21 protein-coding genes and 4 tRNA genes are annotated in these 22,570 nt (G+C 69.4%); 5 read left to right on the plus strand and 20 right to left on the minus strand.

The genetic code is table 11. From position 1 onward, the window contains the following. Positions 1-2 precede the first annotated feature (2 nt). From rpoB to M8J73_RS24130, 9 genes are all read right to left on the minus strand, one after another. The gene (gene rpoB / locus M8J73_RS24090) at positions 3-3,488 is read right to left on the minus strand and encodes a DNA-directed RNA polymerase subunit beta (RefSeq protein WP_055540098.1); all 3,486 of its coding nucleotides are present in this window, start codon (positions 3,486-3,488) and stop codon (positions 3-5) included. A 646-nt stretch (positions 3,489-4,134) separates the two neighbouring features. Next, positions 4,135-4,518, minus strand: coding sequence for a 50S ribosomal protein L7/L12 (gene rplL / locus M8J73_RS24095; protein ID WP_107424020.1), 384 nt, complete (start codon positions 4,516-4,518; stop codon positions 4,135-4,137). A gap of 121 nt (positions 4,519-4,639) precedes the next feature. Then, positions 4,640-5,170 carry a 50S ribosomal protein L10 gene (rplJ, locus tag M8J73_RS24100; RefSeq protein WP_009330729.1) on the minus strand — a complete coding sequence of 177 codons (531 nt, stop codon included), beginning with the start codon at positions 5,168-5,170 and terminating at the stop codon, positions 4,640-4,642. Between the two features lie 292 nt (positions 5,171-5,462). After that, positions 5,463-6,374 carry an SCO4651 family lipoprotein gene (locus M8J73_RS24105; protein ID WP_240501450.1) on the minus strand — a complete coding sequence of 304 codons (912 nt, stop codon included), beginning with the start codon at positions 6,372-6,374 and terminating at the stop codon, positions 5,463-5,465. A 205-nt stretch (positions 6,375-6,579) separates the two neighbouring features. Beyond that, entirely contained in the window at positions 6,580-7,305 is a 726-nt protein-coding gene (gene rplA / locus M8J73_RS24110) for a 50S ribosomal protein L1 (RefSeq protein ID WP_055540099.1), read from the minus strand. A gap of 113 nt (positions 7,306-7,418) precedes the next feature. After that, positions 7,419-7,853: a 50S ribosomal protein L11 gene (rplK, locus tag M8J73_RS24115; protein WP_055515278.1), complete on the minus strand. Its 435-nt coding sequence runs from the start codon at positions 7,851-7,853 to the stop codon at positions 7,419-7,421. 158 nt (positions 7,854-8,011) lie between these two features. Next, positions 8,012-8,860, minus strand: a complete 849-nt coding sequence (nusG, locus tag M8J73_RS24120) for a transcription termination/antitermination protein NusG (RefSeq protein WP_055540100.1) — start codon at positions 8,858-8,860, stop codon at positions 8,012-8,014. Positions 8,861-8,936: 76 nt separating this feature from the next. After that, on the minus strand, positions 8,937-9,224 hold the full coding sequence (gene secE / locus M8J73_RS24125) for a preprotein translocase subunit SecE (protein ID WP_033528314.1): 288 nt from the start codon (positions 9,222-9,224) through the stop codon (positions 8,937-8,939). A gap of 115 nt (positions 9,225-9,339) precedes the next feature. Further along, positions 9,340-9,412 (minus strand) — tRNA-Trp (locus M8J73_RS24130). A 250-nt stretch (positions 9,413-9,662) separates the two neighbouring features. Between M8J73_RS24130 and M8J73_RS24135 the strand changes: the two genes are divergently transcribed. Both M8J73_RS24135 and M8J73_RS24140 read left to right on the plus strand, forming a co-directional pair. Continuing rightward, positions 9,663-10,889: a pyridoxal phosphate-dependent aminotransferase gene (locus tag M8J73_RS24135; protein WP_055515288.1), complete on the plus strand. Its 1,227-nt coding sequence runs from the start codon at positions 9,663-9,665 to the stop codon at positions 10,887-10,889. Positions 10,890-11,087: 198 nt separating this feature from the next. Further along, positions 11,088-12,119, plus strand: a complete 1,032-nt coding sequence (locus M8J73_RS24140) for an adenosine deaminase (protein ID WP_055540101.1) — start codon at positions 11,088-11,090, stop codon at positions 12,117-12,119. A gap of 63 nt (positions 12,120-12,182) precedes the next feature. Here M8J73_RS24140 and M8J73_RS24145 read toward each other — a convergent pair whose 3' ends face one another. The 8 genes from M8J73_RS24145 to M8J73_RS24180 form a co-directional block, all read right to left on the minus strand. After that, positions 12,183-13,238, minus strand: coding sequence for a UDP-N-acetylmuramate dehydrogenase (locus tag M8J73_RS24145; protein WP_063799241.1), 1,056 nt, complete (start codon positions 13,236-13,238; stop codon positions 12,183-12,185). 504 nt (positions 13,239-13,742) lie between these two features. Then, positions 13,743-15,206 carry an MFS transporter gene (locus M8J73_RS24150; protein WP_274757566.1) on the minus strand — a complete coding sequence of 488 codons (1,464 nt, stop codon included), beginning with the start codon at positions 15,204-15,206 and terminating at the stop codon, positions 13,743-13,745. Positions 15,207-15,290: 84 nt separating this feature from the next. Continuing rightward, positions 15,291-15,860: a TetR/AcrR family transcriptional regulator gene (locus tag M8J73_RS24155; RefSeq protein ID WP_206188044.1), complete on the minus strand. Its 570-nt coding sequence runs from the start codon at positions 15,858-15,860 to the stop codon at positions 15,291-15,293. A 123-nt stretch (positions 15,861-15,983) separates the two neighbouring features. Then, on the minus strand, positions 15,984-16,412 hold the full coding sequence (locus M8J73_RS24160; protein ID WP_055542593.1) for a MaoC family dehydratase: 429 nt from the start codon (positions 16,410-16,412) through the stop codon (positions 15,984-15,986). A gap of 7 nt (positions 16,413-16,419) precedes the next feature. Then, entirely contained in the window at positions 16,420-16,872 is a 453-nt protein-coding gene (locus M8J73_RS24165; protein WP_055542592.1) for a MaoC family dehydratase N-terminal domain-containing protein, read from the minus strand. A 170-nt stretch (positions 16,873-17,042) separates the two neighbouring features. Then, positions 17,043-17,207 (minus strand): 50S ribosomal protein L33, encoded by a 165-nt coding sequence (gene rpmG, locus M8J73_RS24170; RefSeq protein ID WP_003948671.1) that lies wholly within the window; start codon positions 17,205-17,207, stop codon positions 17,043-17,045. 90 nt (positions 17,208-17,297) lie between these two features. Beyond that, positions 17,298-17,370 (minus strand) — tRNA-Met (locus M8J73_RS24175). A gap of 46 nt (positions 17,371-17,416) precedes the next feature. After that, positions 17,417-17,489: transfer RNA gene (locus M8J73_RS24180), tRNA-Thr, on the minus strand. A gap of 421 nt (positions 17,490-17,910) precedes the next feature. Between M8J73_RS24180 and M8J73_RS24185 the strand changes: the two genes are divergently transcribed. Continuing rightward, positions 17,911-19,191 carry an amidohydrolase family protein gene (locus tag M8J73_RS24185; RefSeq protein ID WP_055537486.1) on the plus strand — a complete coding sequence of 427 codons (1,281 nt, stop codon included), beginning with the start codon at positions 17,911-17,913 and terminating at the stop codon, positions 19,189-19,191. 346 nt (positions 19,192-19,537) lie between these two features. Here the strand turns inward: M8J73_RS24185 and M8J73_RS24190 are convergent, their stop codons facing one another. Further along, a complete protein-coding gene (locus M8J73_RS24190) occupies positions 19,538-20,611 on the minus strand; it encodes a hypothetical protein (RefSeq protein ID WP_240501352.1) in 1,074 nt (357 codons plus the stop codon). Between the two features lie 121 nt (positions 20,612-20,732). On the opposite strand from M8J73_RS24190, the gene M8J73_RS24195 reads away from it, so the two are divergent. Continuing rightward, positions 20,733-21,389: an SDR family oxidoreductase gene (locus M8J73_RS24195; protein WP_055539391.1), complete on the plus strand. Its 657-nt coding sequence runs from the start codon at positions 20,733-20,735 to the stop codon at positions 21,387-21,389. A gap of 20 nt (positions 21,390-21,409) precedes the next feature. Here the strand turns inward: M8J73_RS24195 and M8J73_RS24200 are convergent, their stop codons facing one another. After that, a complete protein-coding gene (locus M8J73_RS24200) occupies positions 21,410-21,616 on the minus strand; it encodes a hypothetical protein (RefSeq protein ID WP_055539390.1) in 207 nt (68 codons plus the stop codon). Between the two features lie 260 nt (positions 21,617-21,876). Between M8J73_RS24200 and M8J73_RS24205 the strand changes: the two genes are divergently transcribed. Further along, positions 21,877-22,311: a cupin domain-containing protein gene (locus tag M8J73_RS24205; RefSeq protein WP_055539389.1), complete on the plus strand. Its 435-nt coding sequence runs from the start codon at positions 21,877-21,879 to the stop codon at positions 22,309-22,311. Positions 22,312-22,484: 173 nt separating this feature from the next. Here the strand turns inward: M8J73_RS24205 and M8J73_RS24210 are convergent. Continuing rightward, positions 22,485-22,566, minus strand: a tRNA-Tyr gene (locus tag M8J73_RS24210). Between the last annotated feature and the right edge of the window lie 4 nt (positions 22,567-22,570).

Raw genomic sequence — 22,570 nt, forward strand, 5'->3', positions numbered from 1 at the left:
CGTCAGACCTCTTCGACGCTGCTCGGCTCGCGCCGGGACAGGTCGATGCCGAGCTCCTCCGCAGCGCGGAAGACGTCCTCGTCGGTGTCACGCATCTCGATGGACATACCGTCGCTGGACAGCACCTCCACGTTCAGGCAGAGAGACTGCATCTCCTTGATGAGCACCTTGAAGGACTCGGGGATGCCGGGCTCGGGGATGTTCTCGCCCTTGACGATGGCCTCGTAGACCTTCACGCGGCCGGTGACGTCGTCGGACTTGATGGTCAGCAGCTCCTGGAGGGCGTACGCGGCGCCGTAAGCCTCCAGCGCCCACACCTCCATCTCACCGAAGCGCTGGCCACCGAACTGGGCCTTACCACCCAGCGGCTGCTGGGTGATCATGGAGTACGGGCCGGTCGAGCGGGCGTGCAGCTTGTCGTCGACCAGGTGGTGCAGCTTGAGGATGTACATGTAGCCGACCGAGATCGGGTCCGGGAACGGCTCACCGCTACGGCCGTCGAACAGCCGCGCCTTGCCGGACGGGAGCACCATGCGCTCGCCGTCGCGGTTCGGGATGGTGTGCTGGAGCAGACCCGCCAGCTCGTCCTCACGGGCACCGTCGAAGACCGGGGTGGCGACGTTGGTGCCGGGGGCGACACTGTCGGCGCCGATGACCTGCAGACGCTGCGCCCACTCGTCGGCGAGACCGGAGACGTCCCAGCCGCGGCTGGCGAGCCAGCCGAGGTGGATCTCCAGGACCTGTCCCGGGTTCATTCGGGACGGCACACCGAGCGGGTTGAGGATGATGTCGACCGGGGTCCCGTCCTCGAGGAACGGCATGTCCTCAATGGGCAGGATCTTGGAGATGACACCCTTGTTGCCGTGACGGCCGGCGAGCTTGTCACCGTCGGTGATCTTGCGCTTCTGCGCGACGTAGACGCGCACCAGCTGGTTGACACCGGGGGGAAGCTCGTCGCCCTCCTCGCGGTCGAAGACGCGGACGCCGATGACCTTGCCGGTCTCGCCGTGCGGCACCTTCAGCGAGGTGTCACGGACCTCACGGGCCTTCTCACCGAAGATCGCGCGGAGCAGGCGCTCCTCGGGCGTCAGCTCGGTCTCACCCTTCGGGGTGACCTTGCCGACGAGGATGTCACCGGCGATGACCTCGGCACCGATCCGGATGATGCCGCGCTCGTCGAGGTCGGCGAGGACCTCCTCGGAGACGTTCGGGATGTCCCGGGTGATCTCCTCGGGGCCGAGCTTGGTGTCACGGGCGTCGACCTCGTGCTCCTCGATGTGGATCGAGGAGAGGACGTCGTCCTGCACGAGGCGCTGCGACAGGATGATCGCGTCCTCGTAGTTGTGACCCTCCCACGGCATGAACGCCACGAGCAGGTTCTTGCCGAGCGCCATCTCACCGTTCTCGGTGGCGGGACCGTCGGCGAGGACCTGGCCCTCGATGATGCGGTCGCCCTCGTGGACGATGACCTTCTGGTTGACCGAGGTGCCCTGGTTGGAGCGGGCGAACTTGGCCAGGCGGTACGTGATGTACGTGCCGTCGTCGTTGGCGGTGGTGATGTAGTCCGCGGAGACCTCCTGGACCACACCGGCCTTCTCGGCCTTGACGACGTCGCCGGCGTCGACGGCGGAGCGGTACTCCATGCCGGTGCCGACGAGCGGGGCCTCGGACTTAATCAGCGGCACGGCCTGACGCATCATGTTCGCGCCCATGAGGGCACGGTTGGCGTCGTCGTGCTCGAGGAACGGGATCATGGCGGTCGCGACCGACACCATCTGGCGCGGCGAGACGTCCATGTAGTCCACGTCGTCACCGGGGACGTAGTCGACCTCGCCGCCACGACGGCGGACGAGCACGCGGTTCTCGGCGAAGCGGAGGTCGTCCGTCAGCGTGGCGTTGGCCTGCGCGATGACGAACCGGTCCTCTTCGTCGGCCGTGAGGTAGTCGACCTCGTCGGTGACCTGGCCGTCGACGACCTTGCGGTACGGCGTCTCCACGAAACCGAACGCGTTGACGCGGCCGTAGGAGGCGAGCGAACCGATCAGACCGATGTTCGGGCCTTCGGGCGTCTCGATCGGGCACATACGGCCGTAGTGCGACGGGTGCACGTCACGGACCTCGAAGCCGGCCCGCTCACGCGACAGACCACCGGGACCCAGCGCCGAGAGACGACGCTTGTGCGTCAGCCCCGACAGCGGGTTGTTCTGGTCCATGAACTGCGAGAGCTGGCTGGTGCCGAAGAACTCCTTGATGGAGGCGACGACCGGCCGGATGTTGATCAGGGTCTGCGGCGTGATCGCCTCGACGTCCTGGGTGGTCATGCGCTCGCGGACGACACGCTCCATACGCGCCAGACCCGTACGGACCTGGTTCTGGATGAGCTCGCCGACGCTGCGCAGACGACGGTTGCCGAAGTGGTCGATGTCGTCGGTCTCGACGACGATCGAGCCACCGCTGTCGCCGACCGTCTCGGTCTCGCCCGCGTGCAGCTTCACCAGGTACTTGATCGTCGAGATGATGTCCTCGACGGTCAGGATGCCCGCGTCGAGCGGGGCGTCCGCACCCAGCTTCTTGTTGACCTTGTAGCGGCCGACCTTCGCGAGGTCGTAGCGCTTGGGGTTGAAGTACAGGTTCTCCAGCAGCGTCTGCGCGGCCTCACGCGTGGGGGGCTCGCCCGGACGCAGCTTGCGGTAGATGTCGAGCAGCGCGTCGTCCTGGCCCTGGGTGTGGTCCTTCTCCAGGGTGGCGCGCATGGACTCGTACTCGCCGAACTCCTCCAGGATCTGCTCGGTGGTCCAACCGAGGGCCTTGAGGAGGACGGTCACGGACTGCTTGCGCTTGCGGTCGATACGCACACCGACCATGTCGCGCTTGTCGATCTCCATCTCCAGCCAGGCACCCCGGGACGGGATGATCTTGGCGGAGAAGATGTCCTTGTCGGACGTCTTGTCGATGGAGGAGTCGAAGTAGACACCGGGCGAACGGACGAGCTGCGACACCACGACACGCTCGGTGCCGTTGATGACGAAGGTGCCCTTGTTCGTCATGAGCGGGAAGTCGCCCATGAAGACCGTCTGGGACTTGATCTCACCGGTCTCGTTGTTGGTGAACTCGGCCGTGACGAAGAGCGGGGCCGCGTACGTGAAGTCGCGCTCCTTGCACTCGTCGATGCTGTTCTTCGGCGGCTCGAAGCGGTGGTCGCGGAAGGTCAGCGACATCGACCCGGAGAAGTCCTCGATCGGGGAGATCTCCTCGAAGATCTCCTCCAGACCGGACTTGGTGGGGACGTCCTGTCCGTTCTCCAGAGCCTCCTCGACCCGACTCTGCCAAGCGGTGTTGCCGAGCAGCCAGTCGAAGCTCTCGGTCTGCAGCGCGAGCAGGTTGGGAACCTCGAGAGGCTCCTTGATCTTTGCAAAGGAGATGCGCAGCGGGGCGGTGCTGGCGCCGTTGTTCGTATTCGCGGTCGAGGCGTTGCGCGAGGCGGCCAAGAGGGGGTCCTTCCGAGGGCTCGGACTCACTACGCGCGTACCGGCCCCTCTCCTGCGCAAAGCGAACAGGCTGTTCCTGGACTGACAGATAAGGCCAGGTCAGGATGGTCTCTTCGTCGATGCTCAAGTGAGGGCATGCCCCTGGTGACGGGCAGGGGACAGCTAACAGGCAGCGCAAAGGGTCAGTGTAGCCACTTGGCACACTGATGTCCAGTGCGGGTTTTTCGAGACCCTCGTCGTTCTCGACACCTGCGCAAGCCCACGCCCTCAATGCACGTTGATACTGCCCTCTTCGTCGTCGATCCATGCCTCGGAGTTCGGATCGGTGTGACGACGCGTCCTGAGAATTGCGCGCTGCGTGCGGTTCGTCAAGGCCCCTCATGCCCGATCCGCCTGCCGCGATCGTCACTCGCGGCCCGTCACCCAGGGCGCTCGGAGGCACGACGAAGATCACCATACTCGTCGCCACCGACAGTGCAAGGCAGCCGTCACTCGACGTCCCGTAACGCCGAAGGGCGACCACCCAGTTGGGTGATCGCCCTTCAGTATGCTCGCGTTACAGATTCGAACGAGTTTTTGCCACTCATCTCAGATCTGTGTCGCACGGGCCCTCGCGGGCCCGGGAAGCTGGCGGACCAGCGAGGCCTTACTTGACCTCGACGGAGGCGCCGGCGCCCTTGAGGGACTCGGCAGCCTTCTCGGCGGCCTCCTTGTTGACCTTCTCCAGAACCGGCTTCGGCGCACCGTCGACCAGGTCCTTGGCCTCCTTCAGGCCGAGGGAGGTGAGCTCACGCACAACCTTGATGACCTGGATCTTCTTCTCGCCGGCGCCGGTGAGGATGACGTCGAACTCGTCCTTCTCCTCAGCGGCCTCGACCGGGGCGCCGGGGACGGCGGGGCCGGCAACGGCGACCGCGGCGGCGGCGGTGACGTCGAACTTCTCCTCGAACGCCTTCACGAACTCGGAGAGCTGGATGAGGGTCATGCCCTCGAACTCGGCGAGCAGTTCGTCCTGGGTGAGAGCCACGATGGCTTTCCTTCCACTAATTCGGCTGGTGCCGGATGTACATGTCTGGCGGGCGTACGTTCGGCCCGCTACGACCGCTGCCTCAGGCGGGATGCCTCAAGCGGCGATCATGATGCGAGCCGAGTTACTCGGCACCGCCCTGCTCGTCCTGCTTGGCGCGAAGCGCGTCCACGGTGCGGACGAGCTTCGACGGGAGCGCCTGGAAGACCTGAGCAGCCTGCGTCTGCTTGCCCTTCAGGGCGCCCGCCAGCTTGGCGAGCAGAACCTCGCGGGACTCGAGGTCCGCGAGCTTCTTGATCTCGTCGGCGGACAGCGCCTTGCCGTCAAGGACACCGCCCTTGATGACGAGGTTCGGGTTGTCCTTGGCGAAGTCACGAAGACCCTTCGCCGACTCCACCGGGTCACCGGTGACGAAGGCGACCGCCGTCGGACCGTTGAACAGGTCGTCGAGCGTCGTGATCCCGGCCTCGTTGGCCGCAATCTTGGTCAGCGTGTTCTTCACCACGGCGTACTGGGCGTTCTCACCGAGCGAACGACGCAGCGTCTTGAGCTGCGCCACGGTGAGACCCCGGTACTCGGTCAGCACGGCGGCGTTCGAGCTACGGAACTGCTCCGTGAGCTCGGCCACCGCGGCAGCCTTGTCGGGCCTTGCCATAGAGCGTCGGCCTCCTTCCGGGTGATGAGGACCGCTCGGAAGGGGCTGCGTCAAAACGAAACGCCCCGGCGCAGGCGCACGGGGCGTAGCTCAACCGAATGAATTCCGCTGGAGGCGGAGCAGATCCGGGAGCAACTTCCACAGTCACCTGCGCGGGTCGTCCGCATTCAGCGGATCCTTCGGCCACCGAGCCCTCTCAACGAGCACACGGCAACGACCAGCGGTCTTTGGCTTCTCCGGAAGAGTACGGGACCGTGTCGCCGTCAAGCAAATCCGCTCCCGGGGCCGCCGGTCAGCCCTCGCGGGCCCGGTCCACCAGTTCGCCGATGTCCACCGTGTCGTCGGCCGCAGGGGGCTCGACGCCCACCGACGCGTCGGCCTCCAGGAAGGTGAACGTCAGGTCGAGCGGTCCGGTGTCGACGTCGCGCCCCTTGGCGTCCAGCCCCCTGGTGTCGCCCCGCAGCCGGAAGCGCTTGGCCCGGCCGTCCCCGTCGACCCACAGGTCCATGGCCAGCTCGCTCCCGGACCGCAGGCTCAGGCCCAGGAACTGGTCGAGGCCGTTCATCCGGAGTTCCCTGGTCTTCCTGTCCCTGGCGGCGGTCTGGGCCTTCCTCAGGCCCTTGCTGGTGACCTCGCCGGCGTAGTGGGTGGTCCGGGTGCCGTCGACGGTCTCGGTACCGGCCTTCCGCACCTTCCGGGCGCCCGCGAGGATCGTCGACTGCACGAGAGGGCTGCCCTCCAGCTGGCGGGGCAGCACGCCGTACGAGCGGTTGTCCGCGGGGCCGGAGCCCCACACCGCCGGCGCGGCCTTGGCCCAGTGCCTGCCGCTGGTGTCGCCGAGGACCTTCGTGTCCGCCTGGGTGTACAGGGCGCCGTCGACGAAGCGGATCTCCACCGGCTTGTCCGCCGCGTCACCGAGACCCGTGATCTTCATGCGCATGACAGTCGGATCGACGCCCATGGACGCCTCGGCCCGTATCCGGCCGTGTTCGGGCACCGTGCCGGTCACCCGGTACCGCAGCGAGGTGAGGCCCGTCGTCGTCTCCGCCGCCCGGGAGACCGCCTGAGCGGGCGTCAGCTTCGCCGCGTCCGCCGTGTCCGACTCCGTGCCGCAGCCGCTGGTGCCGCCGAGCAGCGCGGCGGCGACGACCGCTGCTGCGGCGGCTCTGCGCCGCCGTCCGGAACCGGCCGTGCGCAACCTCATGTGTCCCCCTGTTACCTCGCGCCCCACGTGTTGGGGCCGAGGGGACACTAGCGCGGCCGGATCCCGGCTGTCCTGGGGTTTCGGGCGGTCGGCGTGGCACGCGGAGGCCCGTACGCCCCGCAAAGGGACGAGCCCCGCACCTCGGAAGGTGCGGGGCTCGTCCTCGCTACGCGTGCGCGACGCGGCTGCCTGGTGAGCGGTGGGCTCAGACGGCGGCCGGGTCCTCCTCGACGAGGAGGTTGCGGGTGCGGTTCGGGTCGATCGGGATGCCGGGGCCGATCGTGGTGCTGATGGCGGCCTTCTTGATGTAGCGGCCCTTGGCGGCGGACGGCTTGAGACGCGTGATCTCTTCGAGGGCCGCCGCGTAGTTCTCCACCAGCTTCTCGTCCTCGAAGGACGTCTTGCCGATGATGAAGTGCAGGTTCGAGTGCTTGTCGACGCGGAACTCGATCTTGCCACCCTTGATCTCGGTGACAGCCTTCGCGACGTCCGGGGTCACGGTGCCGGTCTTGGGGTTCGGCATGAGACCACGGGGACCGAGCACACGGCCGAGGCGGCCGACCTTGCCCATGAGGTCCGGGGTGGCGACGACGGCGTCGAAGTCCAGACGGCCCTTCGACACCTCGTCGATGAGCTCGTCGGCGCCGACGATGTCGGCGCCCGCGGCACGAGCGGCCTCGGCACGGTCACCGGTCGCGAAGACCAGGACCCGGGCGGTCTTACCGGTGCCGTGCGGGAGGTTCACGGTGCCACGGACCATCTGGTCGGCCTTACGAGGGTCGACGCCCAGACGGAAGGCGACCTCGACGGTGCCGTCGAACTTGGTCGTGGAGGTCTCCTTGGCGAGACGGACGGCCTCGAGCGGGGCGTAGAGCTTGTCCCGGTCGACCTTGGCGTCCGCAGCGCGGAGAGCCTTGCTGCGCTTGCTCACAACTGCTCCTGTGTGTTCTGAAAGGAGTCGTGGTACGGGCCGAGCAGGCCCTGCCACGTGCGGCCGCCTTCACGGCGCCCGCATGGTTCTACGAAGGTGCTACGAGGCTGAGATCAGCCCTCGACCGTGATGCCCATGGAACGGGCGGTGCCGGCGATGATCTTCGACGCGGCGTCCAGGTCGTTGGCGTTCAGGTCGGGCAGCTTGGTCTGGGCGATCTCGCGGACCTGCGCCTCGGTGATCTTGGCGACCTTGGTCTTGTGGGGCTCGCCGGAGCCCTTCTCGACACCAGCGGCCTTGAGGATCATCTTCGCGGCCGGCGGGGTCTTGGTGATGAAGGTGAAGGAACGGTCCTCGTAGACCGTGATCTCCACCGGGATCACCCAGCCACGCTGCGACTCGGTCGCCGCGTTGTAGGCCTTGCAGAACTCCATGATGTTGACGCCGTGCTGACCGAGCGCGGGGCCGACCGGCGGGGCCGGGTTCGCCGCACCGGCGTTGATCTGGAGCTTGATAAGCCCCGTGACCTTCTTCTTCTTGGGAGGCATAGCTCTCCGGGTCCTTTCGATTCGAGTGCGCCCTCATCCGGTTCGCGGCCAGATGAAGGCATACCGCACAACGATAACGGGTATAGATGCGCGGCCAAAAACGAGCAGGTCAGGGGGTCCTCACAAGGACCGACCTGACCTGCTGCTTTCGAGCTTCGTCAGTTCTTCTGGATCTGGTCGAAGGACAGCTCGACCGGGGTCTCGCGGCCGAAGATCTCCACCAGGCCCTTGACCTTCTTGGAGTCGGCGTTGATCTCGTTGATCGTGGCCTGCAGCGTGGCGAACGGGCCGTCGGTGACGGTGACCGAGTCGCCGACCTCGAAGTCCAGCACCTGGACCTCGACCTTGCGCTGCGGGGCGGGCTTGCCCTCGGCCTCGGCGGCCTCACGGGCGGCCTTCTCCTCGGCCTCCGGCGCGAGCATCTTGACGATCTCGTCCAGGGTCAGCGGGTACGGGTCGTACGCGTTGCCCACGAAGCCGGTGACGCCGGGGGTGTTGCGGACGACGCCCCAGGACTCGTTCGTCAGGTCCATGCGCACCAGCACGTAGCCGGGGAGCTTGTTCTGACGGATGGTCTTGCGGTCGCCGTTCTTGATCTGGACGACCTCTTCCTGCGGCACCTCGGCCTGGAAGATGTAGTCCTCGACGTTCAGCGAGACGGCGCGCTGCTCCAGGTTGGTCTTCACGCGGTTCTCGTAACCGGCGTAGGTGTGGATGACGTACCACTCGCCGGGCAGGGTCCGCAGTTCCTCGCGGAGGGCCTCGACCGGGTCGACCGGCTCGGCCTCTTCCTCGGCGGCCTCTTCCGCGGCTTCCTCGGCGGCCTCTTCCTCGGCGGCGTCGGCCTCGTCGTCCACGACGTGCACGGCCTCTTCCTCGGCCGGCTCCCCCGCCTCGGCTTCCGCAGCCTCGAACTCGTCGACCTCGTCCGCTCCCTCGACGATGTCGAGCTCATCATCCACGGACTGGTCCGGCTCGATGGCGTCGTTCAGGTTCGGGTCAGACACTGTGGCTGCTTCTTCCTGGATACAAGGGGTGGAACACGCGAAAGGGGCGCCTGGTACGGCGCCCTTCGCAGTCGGCTCAGCCGAAGACGTACTTGGCGGCCTTGTCGAGTCCGAAGTCAATCACAGTCACAAGACCGATCATGATGACGACGAAGACGATGACCACGGTGGTGTAGGTCGTCAGCTGGGAGCGGGTGGGCCAGACGACCTTCCGCAGCTCCGCGACGATCTGGCGGTAGAAGAGCGCCAGGCGCTTCAGCGGGCCCTTCTTGGCGCGCTTTCCGCCCTTACGGGTCTTCTTCTTGTCCTCGGGCACCTCGTCCTGGGCATCAGGCGTGTCGATGGAGCCCACGGCGTCCGTCATTCATCCTCACCTGATTCCGGTCCGGGTCCGTGGCCGTGCCGCGCCCGGTCTGAGCCGCACGGCGGAACATTGCTGTACGTACATGCGCACACATCCTGGCGTGAGGAGTGTGTAGCAGGGCCGGAGGGACTTGAACCCCCAACCGCTGGTTTTGGAGACCAGTGCTCTACCAATTGAGCTACGACCCTTTGTGGTTCTCCACCAACGTACCGCATGCGACCGAGTGCTCGGTGTGCACCTGGCGCTGCGGCCGGTGAAGGCCAACGAGGTGAGAGTGTACGTGGTCCGAGGCCCGTCGTCGAACAGAAAGCGTCCGGTGGGGCGTTGTGCGTCGAAGATCGACCGTGGCCTCGCCCCGATCCGGACGGTTGTTCCTGTGCCGTTCAGTCTGTGAAACCCGCGTGCCGGGCTCGTTTCCGGTCTGGAACGATGGGCCCCATGAGCGCTGCAACCCCTCCGACCGAGCGCCGGGTCTCCGCCCGCATCGGCGCGATCTCCGAGTCCGCGACCCTCGCCGTCGACGCCAAGGCCAAGGCCCTCAAGGCCGCCGGACGTCCGGTGATCGGCTTCGGCGCCGGTGAGCCCGACTTCCCGACCCCCGACTACATCGTCGAGGCGGCCGTCGAGGCCTGCAAGAACCCGAAGTACCACCGCTACACGCCGGCCGGTGGTCTGCCCGAGCTGAAGGCCGCGATCGCCGCGAAGACCCTGCGCGACTCGGGCTACGAGGTCGACCCGGCACAGATCCTCGTCACCAACGGCGGCAAGCAGGCCATCTACGAGGCGTTCGCCGCGATCCTCGACCCGGGCGACGAGGTGATCGTCCCGGCGCCGTACTGGACGACGTACCCGGAGTCGATCCGCCTGGCCGGCGGTGTCCCGGTCGAGGTCGTCGCCGACGAGACCACCGGCTACCGCGTCTCCGTCGAGCAGCTGGAGGCCGCGCGCACCGAGCGGACGAAGGTCGTCCTCTTCGTCTCCCCCTCCAACCCGACCGGCGCGGTCTACAGCGCCGAGGACGCCGAGGCGATCGGCCGCTGGGCCGTCGAGCACGGCCTGTGGGTGATGACGGACGAGATCTACGAGCACCTCGTCTACGGCGACGCGAAGTTCACCTCGCTGCCCGCGCTCCTGCCCGAGCTGCGCGACAAGTGCATCGTCGTCAACGGCGTCGCCAAGACGTACGCCATGACCGGCTGGCGCGTCGGGTGGATCATCGGCCCGAAGGACGTGGTGAAGGCCGCGACCAACCTCCAGTCGCACGCCACCTCCAACGTCTCCAACGTCGCCCAGGCGGCCGCCCTCGCCGCCGTCTCCGGCGACCTGGACGCCGTGGCGACGATGCGTGAGGCCTTCGACCGGCGCCGCAAGACCATCGTGCGGATGCTCAACGAGATCGAGGGCGTCCTCTGCCCGGAGCCCGAGGGCGCGTTCTACGCCTACCCGTCGGTGAAGGCGCTGATCGGCAAGGAGATCCGGGGCAAGCGGCCGCAGAACTCGGTCGAACTGGCCGCGCTGATCCTGGAGGAGGCCGAGGTGGCGGTCGTCCCGGGTGAGGCGTTCGGCACGCCGGGATACCTGCGGCTGTCGTACGCCCTCGGTGACGAGGACCTCGTCGAGGGCGTGTCGCGGATCCAGAAGCTGCTGGCCGAGGCTACGGACTGACGTTCCGCCGACGGTCGAGGCCACGGACTGACGTTCCGCTGACGGTCGAGGCCGCGGACTGACGTTCCGCCGACTCGCTTCGGGGGCGGGCATCTTCCGGATTCCGGAGGGGTGCCCGCCCCCATGCGTTTGTGCGAGCAAGACCACGTTCAGGGATTCCGCTACCGGGATGGCGGGGGCGTGCGGCAGGATCCTGCAATGGAGCGCGTACGTGATCTCTCTGAACTGCCGAAGGCCCATCTGCACCTGCACTTCACCGGGTCGATGCGCCCGGGAACCGTCCTGGAACTGGCCGACAAATACGGGGTACGGCTGCCCGACGCGCTGACGGACGCGCTGACCAGCGGGGAGCCGCCGCGGCTGCGGGCCACGGACGAGCGCGGCTGGTTCCGCTTCCAGCGGCTGTACGACGCGGCGCGCTCGTGCCTGCGGGAACCGGAGGACATCCAGCGGCTCGTGCGGGAGGCCGCCGAGGAGGACGTCAAGGACGGCTCCGGCTGGCTGGAGATCCAGGTCGACCCGACGTCGTACGCCCCTCGGCTGGGCGGGCTGATCCCCGCGCTGGAGATCATCCTGGACGCCGTGGACACGACGGCGCGCGAGACCGGGCTCGGGATGCGGGTGCTCGTCGCCGCGAACCGGATGAAGCACCCGCTGGACGCACGGACACTGGCCCGGCTCGCCGTGCGGTACGCGGAGCGGGGCGTCGTCGGGTTCGGGCTGTCCAATGACGAGCGGCGCGGCATGGCGCGGGACTTCGACCGGGCGTTCGCCATCGCGCGCGACGGGGGGCTGCTGTCCGCGCCGCACGGCGGTGAGCTGACCGGGCCGTCGTCCGTCCGCGACTGCCTGGACGACCTGGACGCCGACCGGATCGGGCACGGGGTGCGCGCGGCGGAGGACCCGCGGCTGCTGAAGCGGCTCGCCGACCGGGGCATCACCTGCGAGGTGTGCCCCGCGTCGAACGTCGCCCTCGGTGTCTACGAGAAGCCGCAGGACGTGCCGCTGCGGACGCTCTTCGAGGCCGGTGTGCCGATGGCTCTGGGGGCCGACGACCCGCTGCTGTTCGGGTCCCGTCTGGCTGCGCAGTACGAGATCGCCCGTACGCACCACGGGTTCACCGACGCGGAGCTGGCGGAGCTGGCCCGGCAGTCGATCCGGGGGTCTGCGGCGCCGGACGACACGAAGGAGCGGCTCCTGGCGGGGGTGGACGGCTGGCTGGTCGGCTGACCGGGCTGCGCCGCTGGGTCGCTGCGCCGGTTCGCCGGTTCGCCGGTTCGCCGGTTCGTGTCGCTACAGGCTTACGCCGATCGTGACCGGCTCGTTGACCAGGGTGATACCGAAGGCGTTGTGGACGCCGGTGACGACCTCGCGGGCCAGGGTCAGGAGGTCCTCGGTGGTGGCCGCGCCGCGGTTGGTGAGGGCCAGGGTGTGCTTCGTGGAGATGCGGGCCGGGCCGGTGCCGTAGCCCTTGGTGAAGCCGGCCTTGTCGATGAGCCAGGCGGCGGAGGTCTTGGTGTGGCCGTCGCCCGCGGGGTAGGCGGGCGGGGTGACGTCGTCGCCGAGGCGGGCGCGCACGCGCGCGTGGAACGCGGCGAACTCGTCGTTCGTGAGGATCGGGTTCGTGAAGAACGAACCGGCGGACCAGGTGTCGTGATCCTCGGGGTCGAGCACCATGCCCTTCCCGGCGCGGAGCTTCAGCACGGTCTCGCGGGCGGCGGTGAGGGGGACGCGGTCGCCGGGCTCCACGCCGAGGGCGCGGGCTGTCTCGGCGTACTTGATCGGGCCGGAGAGGCCGTCGGCGTCCTCCAGTTCGAAGCGGACGCGGAGGACGACGTAGCGGTCGGGGTCGTTCTTGAAGCGGCTGTGCCGGTAGGAGAAGGCGCAGTCGGCGTTCGGGAGGGTGACCGTTTCGCGGGTGCGGCGGTCGTAGGCGACGACCTCCGTGATGGTGGAGGCGACCTCCTGGCCGTACGCGCCGACGTTCTGGATGGGGGTGGCGCCGGCGGAGCCGGGGATTCCGGCGAGGCATTCGATGCCGGCGAGTCCGGCGTCGACGGTGTGGGCGACGGCGTCGGTCCAGACTTCGCCTGCGGCGAGCTCCAGCTTCGTGCCGTCGAGGGTGACGCCCTTGGTGGCGATGACCAGGGCGGTGCCGGCGAAGCCCTTGTCGCCGATGACCAGGTTGGAGCCGCCGCCGATGAGGAGGAGGGGGGTGCCGGCGTCGTCGGCTTCGCGGACGGCGGCGATCACCTCGTCGTCGGTGGTGGCGGTGATGAGCCGGTCCGCGGGACCGCCCAGCCGGAAGGTGGTCAGCGGGGCGAGGGGGGCGTCGTGTCGTTCCTGCACGCGCTCAAGAGTACGAGGGCGCGGGTGGGGGCGTGGCCGGGGGATGCCCGCGGCGGCCTGTGCGGGTGGGGTGGGGTTCGCGTTCGCCTACGGGGGGTGGGTGGGTCGGGGGTGCGCCGGGGGGTGTCCGTCCTCGGAACGGCGCGAAATCGGTCGCCCGATAAGCGGAACCAGTTGACGCGCCAACCGCTGCGGGCAGACACACCCCCTCACGTCCGCACGCGCCCCACCCGCCGTAGGGGCTTCCCCGCCGCCCCGGTGACACGCACCGAATCGTCCGTGCGCGGCTGACCCGCCGCAGGGGCTCGCGCCGCCCCGATGACGTGCGCCAACTCGTCGGTGACGTGCGTCGGGCCCATCCGCTCATACCCCGACCCCCTAGCTGCGGGCAGTCGTGCCGCTGGGGCGGCACGGGTGGGCGCAGCGGTGCTGTGTGGCGCCGGGGGGCTCGGCTCCTGGCCCGCAGCCGTGCCGGTGGTGGTGCTGACGGGGGCCTGGGTGGGGCTACGCCGGGATCTTTCGGGGGGTCGGGGTCGGGGTCTCTCGTGTGGGGGGCGGTGTGGGGGTGCGCCTGGGGATCGCCAGGGCTGCTGCTCCCGCGAGGGCTACTACCGCGGCGCCCACTGCCAGCGCGGGGCGGAGGCCGGTCACGAAGGTCTGCGGGGTTTCGTAGCCGCCCTGGGCCGCGAAGATCGAGGACATCACCGCGATGCCGAGGGCGCCGCCCACCTCGCGGAGGGCGTTGTTCGCTCCGGAGGCAATGCCCTGCTCGGCCGTGCGGACGCTGGACATCACCAGGTGGGACGCGGGGGCGAAGAAGAGGGCCATGCCGATGCCGCTGATGATGAGGCCGGGCAGTTGGGCGGTGTAGGAGACGTCCGTGGTGACGACGTAGCCCAGGTAGCCGAGCCCGGCGGCCTGGAGGAACAGCCCGGTCGCGACGACCGGGCGGCCGCCGATCCGGTCGGAGAGGATCCCGGCGATCGGCGCGACGAGCATCGGCATCCCGGTCCAGGGCAGCATCCGTAGCCCCGCCTCGGTCGGCGAGTAGCCGAGGACGCCCTGCATGTACTGGCTGAGCAGGAAGATCGAGCCGAACATCCCCAGGAACATCAGCATGCTCGCCGCGTTGATGCCGGCGAAGGCGCGGGACCGGAACAGCCTCATCGGGAGCATGGGGTTCGCCGCCCGGGCGCCGTGGAGCACGAAGCCGGTCAGCAGTGCGGTGCCCGCGAAGAGGCCGAGCAGCACCGGGCCGGCCGTCCACCCGTCGGCGGGGCCGCGGACCAGGCCGTAGACGATGCCGAAGAGGCCGCCGCTGGCCAGCAGGGTGCCGGTGATGTCGAGCGGGGCGCCGGTGCCGTGGGATTCCCGGAGGCGAAGGCGGGCGAGCGGGAGCAGGGCGAGGCCCAGCGGCACGTTCAGCCAGAAGATCCACTGCCAGGAGATGTGCTCGGTGAGGCTGCCACCGATGAGGGGCCCGGAGGCGACGGCGAGGCCGTTGACGGCGCCCCAGACCCCGTACGCCATCCCGCGCCTCGCGGGCGGCACCGCGGCCGTGAGCAGGGTGAGCGTCAGCGGCATCATGATCGCGGCTCCGACCCCCTGGACCGCCCGGGCGGCGATCAGCGAGTCGATGCCGGGCGCCACGGCGGCCGCGGCGGAGGCCGCCGTGAACACCGTGATGCCCACGAGGAAGAGGCGCCGTCGGCCGAACCGGTCCCCCAGGGCCGCGCCGAACATCAGCAGCACGGCGAAGGTGAGCGTGTACGCGCTGACCGTCCACTCCAGGTCGTGCAGCTCTCCCCCGAGGTCCTCCCGGATGGAGGGCAGCGCGGTCGTCACGACCAGGTTGTCCAGGGCCGCCATGAATCCGGCGACGCTGGTCACTACGAGCGCCCAGACGGCACCCGCGCGCGTGGGTGAGGCTTTCTCGGTTTCCCTCAGTTCCTTCAGTTCCCTCGGCATCTCTTCCCCCAGCAGGTGATTAGTTATTGATCAATAACTTTTGTGGGCGTGAGAGGGCGGCCATGCCGTCCATCTCGTGATCCGCTACTTCTCCAGTCGGCCGGTGTCCCGCGCCGACGGGTACAGCCCCGCCCAGACCCGGTGTGCGGGTGGGAAGCCCATGGCCACCAGGCAGTTGATGAGCATGCCGTGGGCCAGGAAGTCGGTGGTCCGGCCGGCGTCCGCGCCGAGGGGCAGATGGATCGCGTCCCACAGACGCATCCAGCCGGCCCGCACGGCCTCGCCGAACTCGTGATCACCGGACTGCTCCGCCGCTCCCACGGCGACGTACATCTGCATCTGCATCTGCAGGCGTTCGGGGTGGTCGGCGATGACCTTGGTGTACGCGTTGGCCATGGCGTGCTGGGCCTCTTCGCCCTCCAGGCCCTCTGCGGCCTCCGCGAACATACGGATGGTGTCCTCCACGCACCGCTCCGCGGCCGCGAGGAAGATCGCCTTCTTGCCCGGGAAGAGTCGGAAGAGGTACGGCTGCGACACCCCGACTCGTCGGGCGATGGACTCGGTCGACGTGCCGTGATAGCCACCGCGGGCGAACTCGCTCGTCGCCGCCCGGATGACGCTCTCGCGCCTCTCCTCCGCGCTCATCCTGACCATGGTTAGAAAGTTAGTACTCAATCACTAACTCGGTCAAGGGCTCCGTGCGGTGCCCGTCACGTGCGTAAGGGGCGCCTCGCCATAGAGAGCGCCCCTTACTTCACTCTGCGTCCCGTGTGCGGGTCAGGCCAGGCGTACGACCGCGCGGGACATGCCCAGGACCTTCTGGCCGGCGCTCAGCGCGGTGAGGTCGACGCGGACGGTGTTGTCGTCGAGCTTGGCGCCGACCTTGGCGGTGACCTCGATGGTCGCGCCCTGGTCGTCGTTGGGGACGACGACGGGCTTGGTGAAGCGGACGCCGTACTCGACGACCGCGCCGGGGTCGCCGGTCCAGTCGGTGACGACGCGGATCGCCTCGGCCATGGTGAACATGCCGTGCGCGATGACGTCGGGGAGGCCGACCTCCTTGGCGAACTTCTCGTTCCAGTGGATCGGGTTGAAGTCGCCGGAGGCCCCCGCGTACTGGACGAGGGTGGCGCGGGTCACGCCGAAGGTCTGGGCGGGCAGTTCGGTGCCGACCTCGACGTCGTCGTAGGAGATCTTCGCGGTCATCGGGTCCTCACGCCTCCTCGGCCGCGCGGGCCACGAGCTTGGTCCAGGCGGTGACGACGTGCTCGCCCGCCTCGTCGTGGACCTCGCCGCGGACGTCCAGGATGTCGTTGCCCGCCAGGGACTTGATGCCCTCGATGGTCGAGGTGACGGTGAGCCGGTCACCGGCCCGGACGGGGCGCCGGTACGCGAACTTCTGGTCGCCGTGCACGACACGGCTGTAGTCGAGCCCCAGCTGGGGGTCCTGGACGACCTGCCGCGCGGCCTTGAACGTGATCGAGAACACGAAGGTCGGCGGGGCGATCACATCGGGGTACCCGAGCGCCTTGGCCGCGTCCGGGTCGGTGTACGCCGGGTTGGCGTCCCCCACGGCCTCCGCGAACTCGCGGATCTTCTCCCGGCCGACCTCGTACGGGTCGGTGGGCGGGTAGGACCGCCCCACGAAGGACTGATCGAGCGCCATGGGCTCGGCACCTCCTGATTGCTCAGCGGGAACGGCGGCCGTCGGCCGGGGCTCGGCGGTCGGCCGCGGGGCTTGGCCCGTACCGGTCGGCGGTACCGGTCGGTACGGGTCACTCAACGACGCGAGGCCGTCCCCGATCTCTCGGGAACGGCCTCGCGTACGAGCCTGATTTATCGCGTCTCGCGGTGCGCGGTGTGCGCGTTGCAACGCGGGCAGTGCTTCTTCATCTCAAGACGGTCCGGGTTGTTACGCCGGTTCTTCTTGGTGATGTAGTTCCGCTCCTTGCACTCCACGCAGGCCAGCGTGATCTTCGGGCGGACGTCGGTGGCAGCCACGTGAGTGCTCCTTGACGAACGGATGGGACGGGTTTAACGCATAGAAGAGTAGCCGATCGAAGGACCGACCCCACAATCGGCTACTGTCAGTAGCGGTGACCGGACTTGAACCGGTGACACAGCGATTATGAGCCGCTTGCTCTACCGACTGAGCTACACCGCTGTGATGCGATCGGGCCCCGCCTGACGGCGGGAACCTTTCACACCAGAGCCCCAATACGGAATCGAACCGTAGACCTTCTCCTTACCATGGAGACGCTCTGCCGACTGAGCTATTGGGGCGAGCGATGAAGACATTACACGCCCCACGGCCGTTCGCCCAAATCCGTTTCCGGGCCCCGCTTCGCCGGGCTCCGCAGGGATCTTCCGGGAGGTGGGCCGGGGCTCCGCCCGCCCCTGTTCCCCCGCCCCGCGAGCCTCACCCGGCTCCCCTTTCCCGGCTCCGGCGACGGCGCCCGACACAGGAATCACACGGGTACGGCACGAGGAATCACACGGGTACGGCACCGGGAACCACGCCGGCCCGGCATGTGAACCACGCCGGTACGACTATTGCGCTCCTCCGCGCCGGGGCCGTGCGGCCCGCCTAGGCTCGTCTCACTCTGCGTGATCTTGTGTCCCTTACTTGCCGTGCCGTCCCCGCCCACCGTCCCCGTCCGCCTCCGCCGTCATGTGCAGCCGTCGCCGAGCCCCTGGGAGCGCGATGCCCGACAGCCAGCCGCAGCCGTCCCCCTCGTCGTCCGACCCGCCCTCGGGCCCGGACGAACCCGGCACCCTGCTGCTGTGCGGTGCGCGGCTCATGGACGGCCGGGTCGTGGACGTCCGGCTGGGCGCCGGCCGCATCGAGGCGGTCGGCACGGCGGGCAGCCTCGGGACGGGACGTACGGCCGCGCCCGGTGCCCCCGTCGCGCGCGTGGACCTCGCCGGCCATCTGCTCCTCCCCGCCCCCGCCGAACCGCACGCCCACGGCGACACCGCCCTGTCGGCCGAGATCGACGGGCCGGTCCTGTACGACGGCCGGGACGTCCAGCGGCGTTTCACCGAAGCGGCGTTGCTGCAACTCGGGCACGGCGCCACGGCGTTGCGCTCGCATGTGCATGTGGGGGATGTCCAGGGTCTCGGAGCGCTGGCGGCGGTGCTGCGGGCGCGGCGGGCGCTGCGCGGGCTCGTCGAGGTGACGGCGGTGGCGATGCCCCGGCTGCTGACCGGAGTGGCGGGGGCGGAGGGGCTCGCGATGCTCCGGGACGCGGTGAAGATGGGCGCCTCCGTGGTGGGGGGCTGCCCCGATGTGGACCCCGACCCGGCCGGGTACGTCGAGGCGGTGCTGGACATCGCCTCCGAGCACGGTTGCCCGGTCGACCTGCACACCGACGCCGACGACCCGGCCCGGCTCGCCCGTCTCGCGGCCATGGCGGGCGGCCTGCGCCCCGGAGTGACCCTCGGCCCGTGCGCGGGGCTCTCGCGCCTTCCCGCCCCGGTCGCGTCCCGCGCGGCGGACCAGCTGGCGGCGGCCGGCGTGGGCGTCGTCGCCCTGCCCCAGGGCGGCTGCGGCACGGTAGACGCTGGGGGCACCGCGCCCGTACGGCTGCTGCGGTCGGCCGGGGTGCGGGTCGCGGCGGGCAGCGGGGCTCTGCGGGACGTCTCCAACCCGGTGGGGCGCGGTGATCCGCTGGAGGCCGCCTATCTGCTGGCCTCGCGGGACGGGGTGCGTGCCGAGGACGCGTACGACGCGGTGAGCGGGGCGGCACGGGCGGCCCTGGGCCTGCCCGAGGTACGCGTGGAGGCCGGCTTCCCCGCCGAACTGCTGGCCGTCCGGGGCGAGACGCTCGCCGGTGTGCTGTCCCTGGCGTACACCCGGATCGTCGTACACCGGGGGCGTGTGGTGGCCCGCACGAGCGCGGTACGGGAGTTCTGCGGGTCGGCGACGGGGGCGGCGCTGGATCTGCCCCGGCAGGGGCGGGGGAAGCCGTTTCCGGGGGCGTAGGGGGCGTGGGGGCTTGGGGAGGCGGGGGGTTGCCGTGTGGGGGCTTGGGAGGCGAGGGGGGTTGAGGTGTGGGGGTTGGGGTGCGGGCTGTGGCCCGCGGGGGGAAATGAGCATGGGCACGCGCGCGTGGGCGTTTTCGTGCTCCACGCGTGCGTGCCCGGTGTTTTGAACCGTGCTGTTTTGAAGTGTGCTCAACCGAGGCCGGGGACGGGGGCGGGGGCGGGGCCAGAGTCGGGGCCGGCGCTGATCACCGGCCCCAAGTCGGCTGTCGGCCCGGCCGGTTCGTGCGCGCGGGCCTCGGCCGACAGAGCCCTTCCCGTGGTGGCCGAGTCGGACCGAGTCGGTGTCAGACGCCCAGCATTCCGCCGCCCAAAGGGCCGCCGAAGTCGTCGACCGGGATCTCGGAGGCGCCCTGGGGGGCGCTGATGTCGCCGGCCTTGCCGAAGGTGAGGACCAGGGGGGCCTTGGCGCCCTTCGGGTCCTCGGCGAGGACGGCGAGGTCGGTCTCGATCCGGGTCAGGTCACCGTTCTTGATGGTGAAGTCGACGGCGACCTTCTTGTTCGGAGCGTCCTTCAGGTCCTTCGCGGTGGGGAGTTCGGCGCCCGGCGGGAGGTCGTCCTCGAGCGGCTGGAGCTTGTCGAAGACGCCGGTGAGCAACTCGCGGAAGTTGGCCTTGGCCGTGATGACCTCGGCGCCGTCCTTGCCGTCCTTGCCCTTGAAGGTGACCTCGCGGGCGATGACTCCACGCACGGCGTCGAGGATCTTCTTCTGCGTCTTGGCGTCGAGTTCGTCGGAACCGCCGGAGCCGGAACCGCCCGCCTCCTCACCGGCCTTCTCCAGGTCGTCGGTGTTGATCTTGACCCAGTCGCCCTCGAAGAGCGGCTTCAGGTGCTGCTCGCTCTCGGGGAGTTCGTCGACGTCGTCGGGCGAGGGGAACGGCACGCCCATCGCGTCGCCCATGGCATCCATGTCGACGCGGTAGTACATGTAGTCGCCGACGAGCCGGTACTCGGTGAAGACCTTCTTGTCGGCCGAGATCTTCATGCCGACGCCGACGAGGTCCTTCTCCCCGGAGTCGGCCAGCGGCTTCTTCGACTTGACCGTCACATCGATGCTGAGCCCGGTGAGGAACTCCGCCATCTCCGGCGGCATTTCCTCGCTGTCCTCGCCCATCAGCGCGGTGAGGTCGTCCTGGTCGGCGTCGAGCCGCATGCCGAACGCCAGCGACTTCTGCTCGCCGAGCCGCTCGACGGCGTTGTCCACTTTCTGCCCCGCGCTGAGGTTCTGGACGGTGCCGCACGCGGCGACCGTGACGAGCACGGCGGCGGCGCAGCCGGCTCCGGTGAACGCGCGGCGGAAGACGGGCGCCCCGGCGGCGGACGCGCGCGCCATGGACGTACGTACGGCGGATTTGTGCATGACGGTGATGACGTCCCCCTATGTGTGCGGCGCTCGCCGAGACGGCGAACATTGTTGAGACACACGAGGCGCCCGAATGGTTGCACGGCGAACACATTCGTTCGGGCGTACGGTCGGAGACATGCGCATTGTCATCGCTGGAGGACATGGTCAGATCGCGCTGCGGCTGGAGCGGCTGCTCGCCGCGCGCGGGTACGAGGTCGCGGGGCTCATCCGCCGCGCCGAGCACGCCGACGATCTGCGCGCGACCGGCGCCGAGCCGGTGCACTGCGATCTGGAGTCGGCCTCGGTGGAGGAGGTCGCCGGGCATCTGCGGGGCGCGGACGCCGCCGTGTTCGCGGCGGGCGCCGGCCCGGGCAGCGGCGCGGCCCGCAAGGTCACGGTGGACCGCGACGCGGCGGTCCTGTTCGCGGACGCTGCGGTACAGGCGGGTGTACGGCGTCACCTGGTGGTGTCGTCGATGGGGGCGGACCCGGACCACGAGGGCGACGAGATCTTCGACGTGTACCTACGGGCGAAGGGTGAGGCCGACGCGTACGTCCAGGGGCTGGACGCCCTGGACTGGACGATCCTGCGCCCAGGTCAGCTGACGGACGACGCCGGCACCGGTCTCGTACGCCTGGAGGCGTCCACGGGGCGCGGGTCCATCCCCCGCGACGACGTGGCCGCGGTCCTGGCGGAGCTCCTGGAGACCCCGGCCACGGCCGGTCTGGTCCTGGAGACGATCAGTGGTTCGACGCCGGTCTCGGTGGCGGTGAAGTCGGTCGCGGGCAACTGAGGGCCGTTCGGCGGGGCCGGTCAGAAGAGGGGCAGCTGACCGGGGAACTCCGGGACGGCGTATCCGTCGAGTGTGGGCTGGGCCGCCCCGATCTGGGCCTGCCTGCGCGATCCGGGGCACGACACGAGTTCCCCGCTCGCGCCCGGCGGGTCGTGCCGCGCGAACCGTCCGGCCACGACGGCGATCTCACGACGGCACTCGGGGCAGTTCCTGCGGCGCGATGACATGGGGTCAGTGTGCCCGGTGACGTGCGCGCCGAGTCGTACGGCTGTCCGCGGCACGGCAGGGCGCATGGCACGGGGGCACGCAGGTATGGAGGCACGGACGGGCTGAGAGACGGAGGCACAGAGGGACGTCGGGACGTGGGGCATGGGGAGGAACTCGGACGTGAATGATTCGCGGAGGAGAGCCCCAACTGGCCCTGCCCACCTCTATGTTCGCAACGGCATGCCATCGCGCGCCCCCACACGAGCCTGGAGGCCCCCTCATGCGTACCTCGCTCCGCGCCGCGACCACGGGTGCGGTCGTCGCCGCGACGGTCCTGGCCGGCGGTACCGCCCACGCGACTCCGCCCGGTCCCGGAGTCACGGCGAAGCTGATCGCGCAGAAGACGGTCGGCGACACCGACTACATCGTCCGGGAGATCACCGTGCCGCCCGGTCAGGCCACCGGCTGGCACTTCCACGACGGGCCGCTGTACGGCTACGTGAAGCAGGGCACCCTCAGCCACTTCGACTCGACGTGCGCCTCCGACGGCGTCTACTCGAAGGGCAGCACGCTGCGGGAACCGGCCGGCCCCGGCAACGTCCACATCGGCCGCAACCTGGGCGACGTCCCGCTCGTGCTCACGGTGCTCTACGTCCTGCCGCACGGCGCCCCGTTCTCCCAGGACGCCCCGAATCCCGGCTGCCCGTTCCAGTGAGGGGGACGCCAGGCGGAACGAGCGGGAACGGCGGCCGCAGCCGCGCGGTATCCGCCGCGTGAAACACGTCACCTCGCCGTCGCCGCAGCGCCCGCCCGAACAAGGGCGGGCGCACAACGAAGAGACCCCCTCCGATCCGCTTCTCAACAGATCGGAGAGGGTCTCCCTCCACGTGGCGGCGCCAGGATTCGAACCTGGGTAGGCTAAGCCGACGGATTTACAGTCCGCTCCCATTGGCCACTCGGGCACACCGCCTGGG

This window comes from Streptomyces neyagawaensis, assembly GCF_023516595.1.
In the GTDB taxonomy this organism is placed as follows: Bacteria; Actinomycetota; Actinomycetes; order Streptomycetales; family Streptomycetaceae; genus Streptomyces; species Streptomyces neyagawaensis.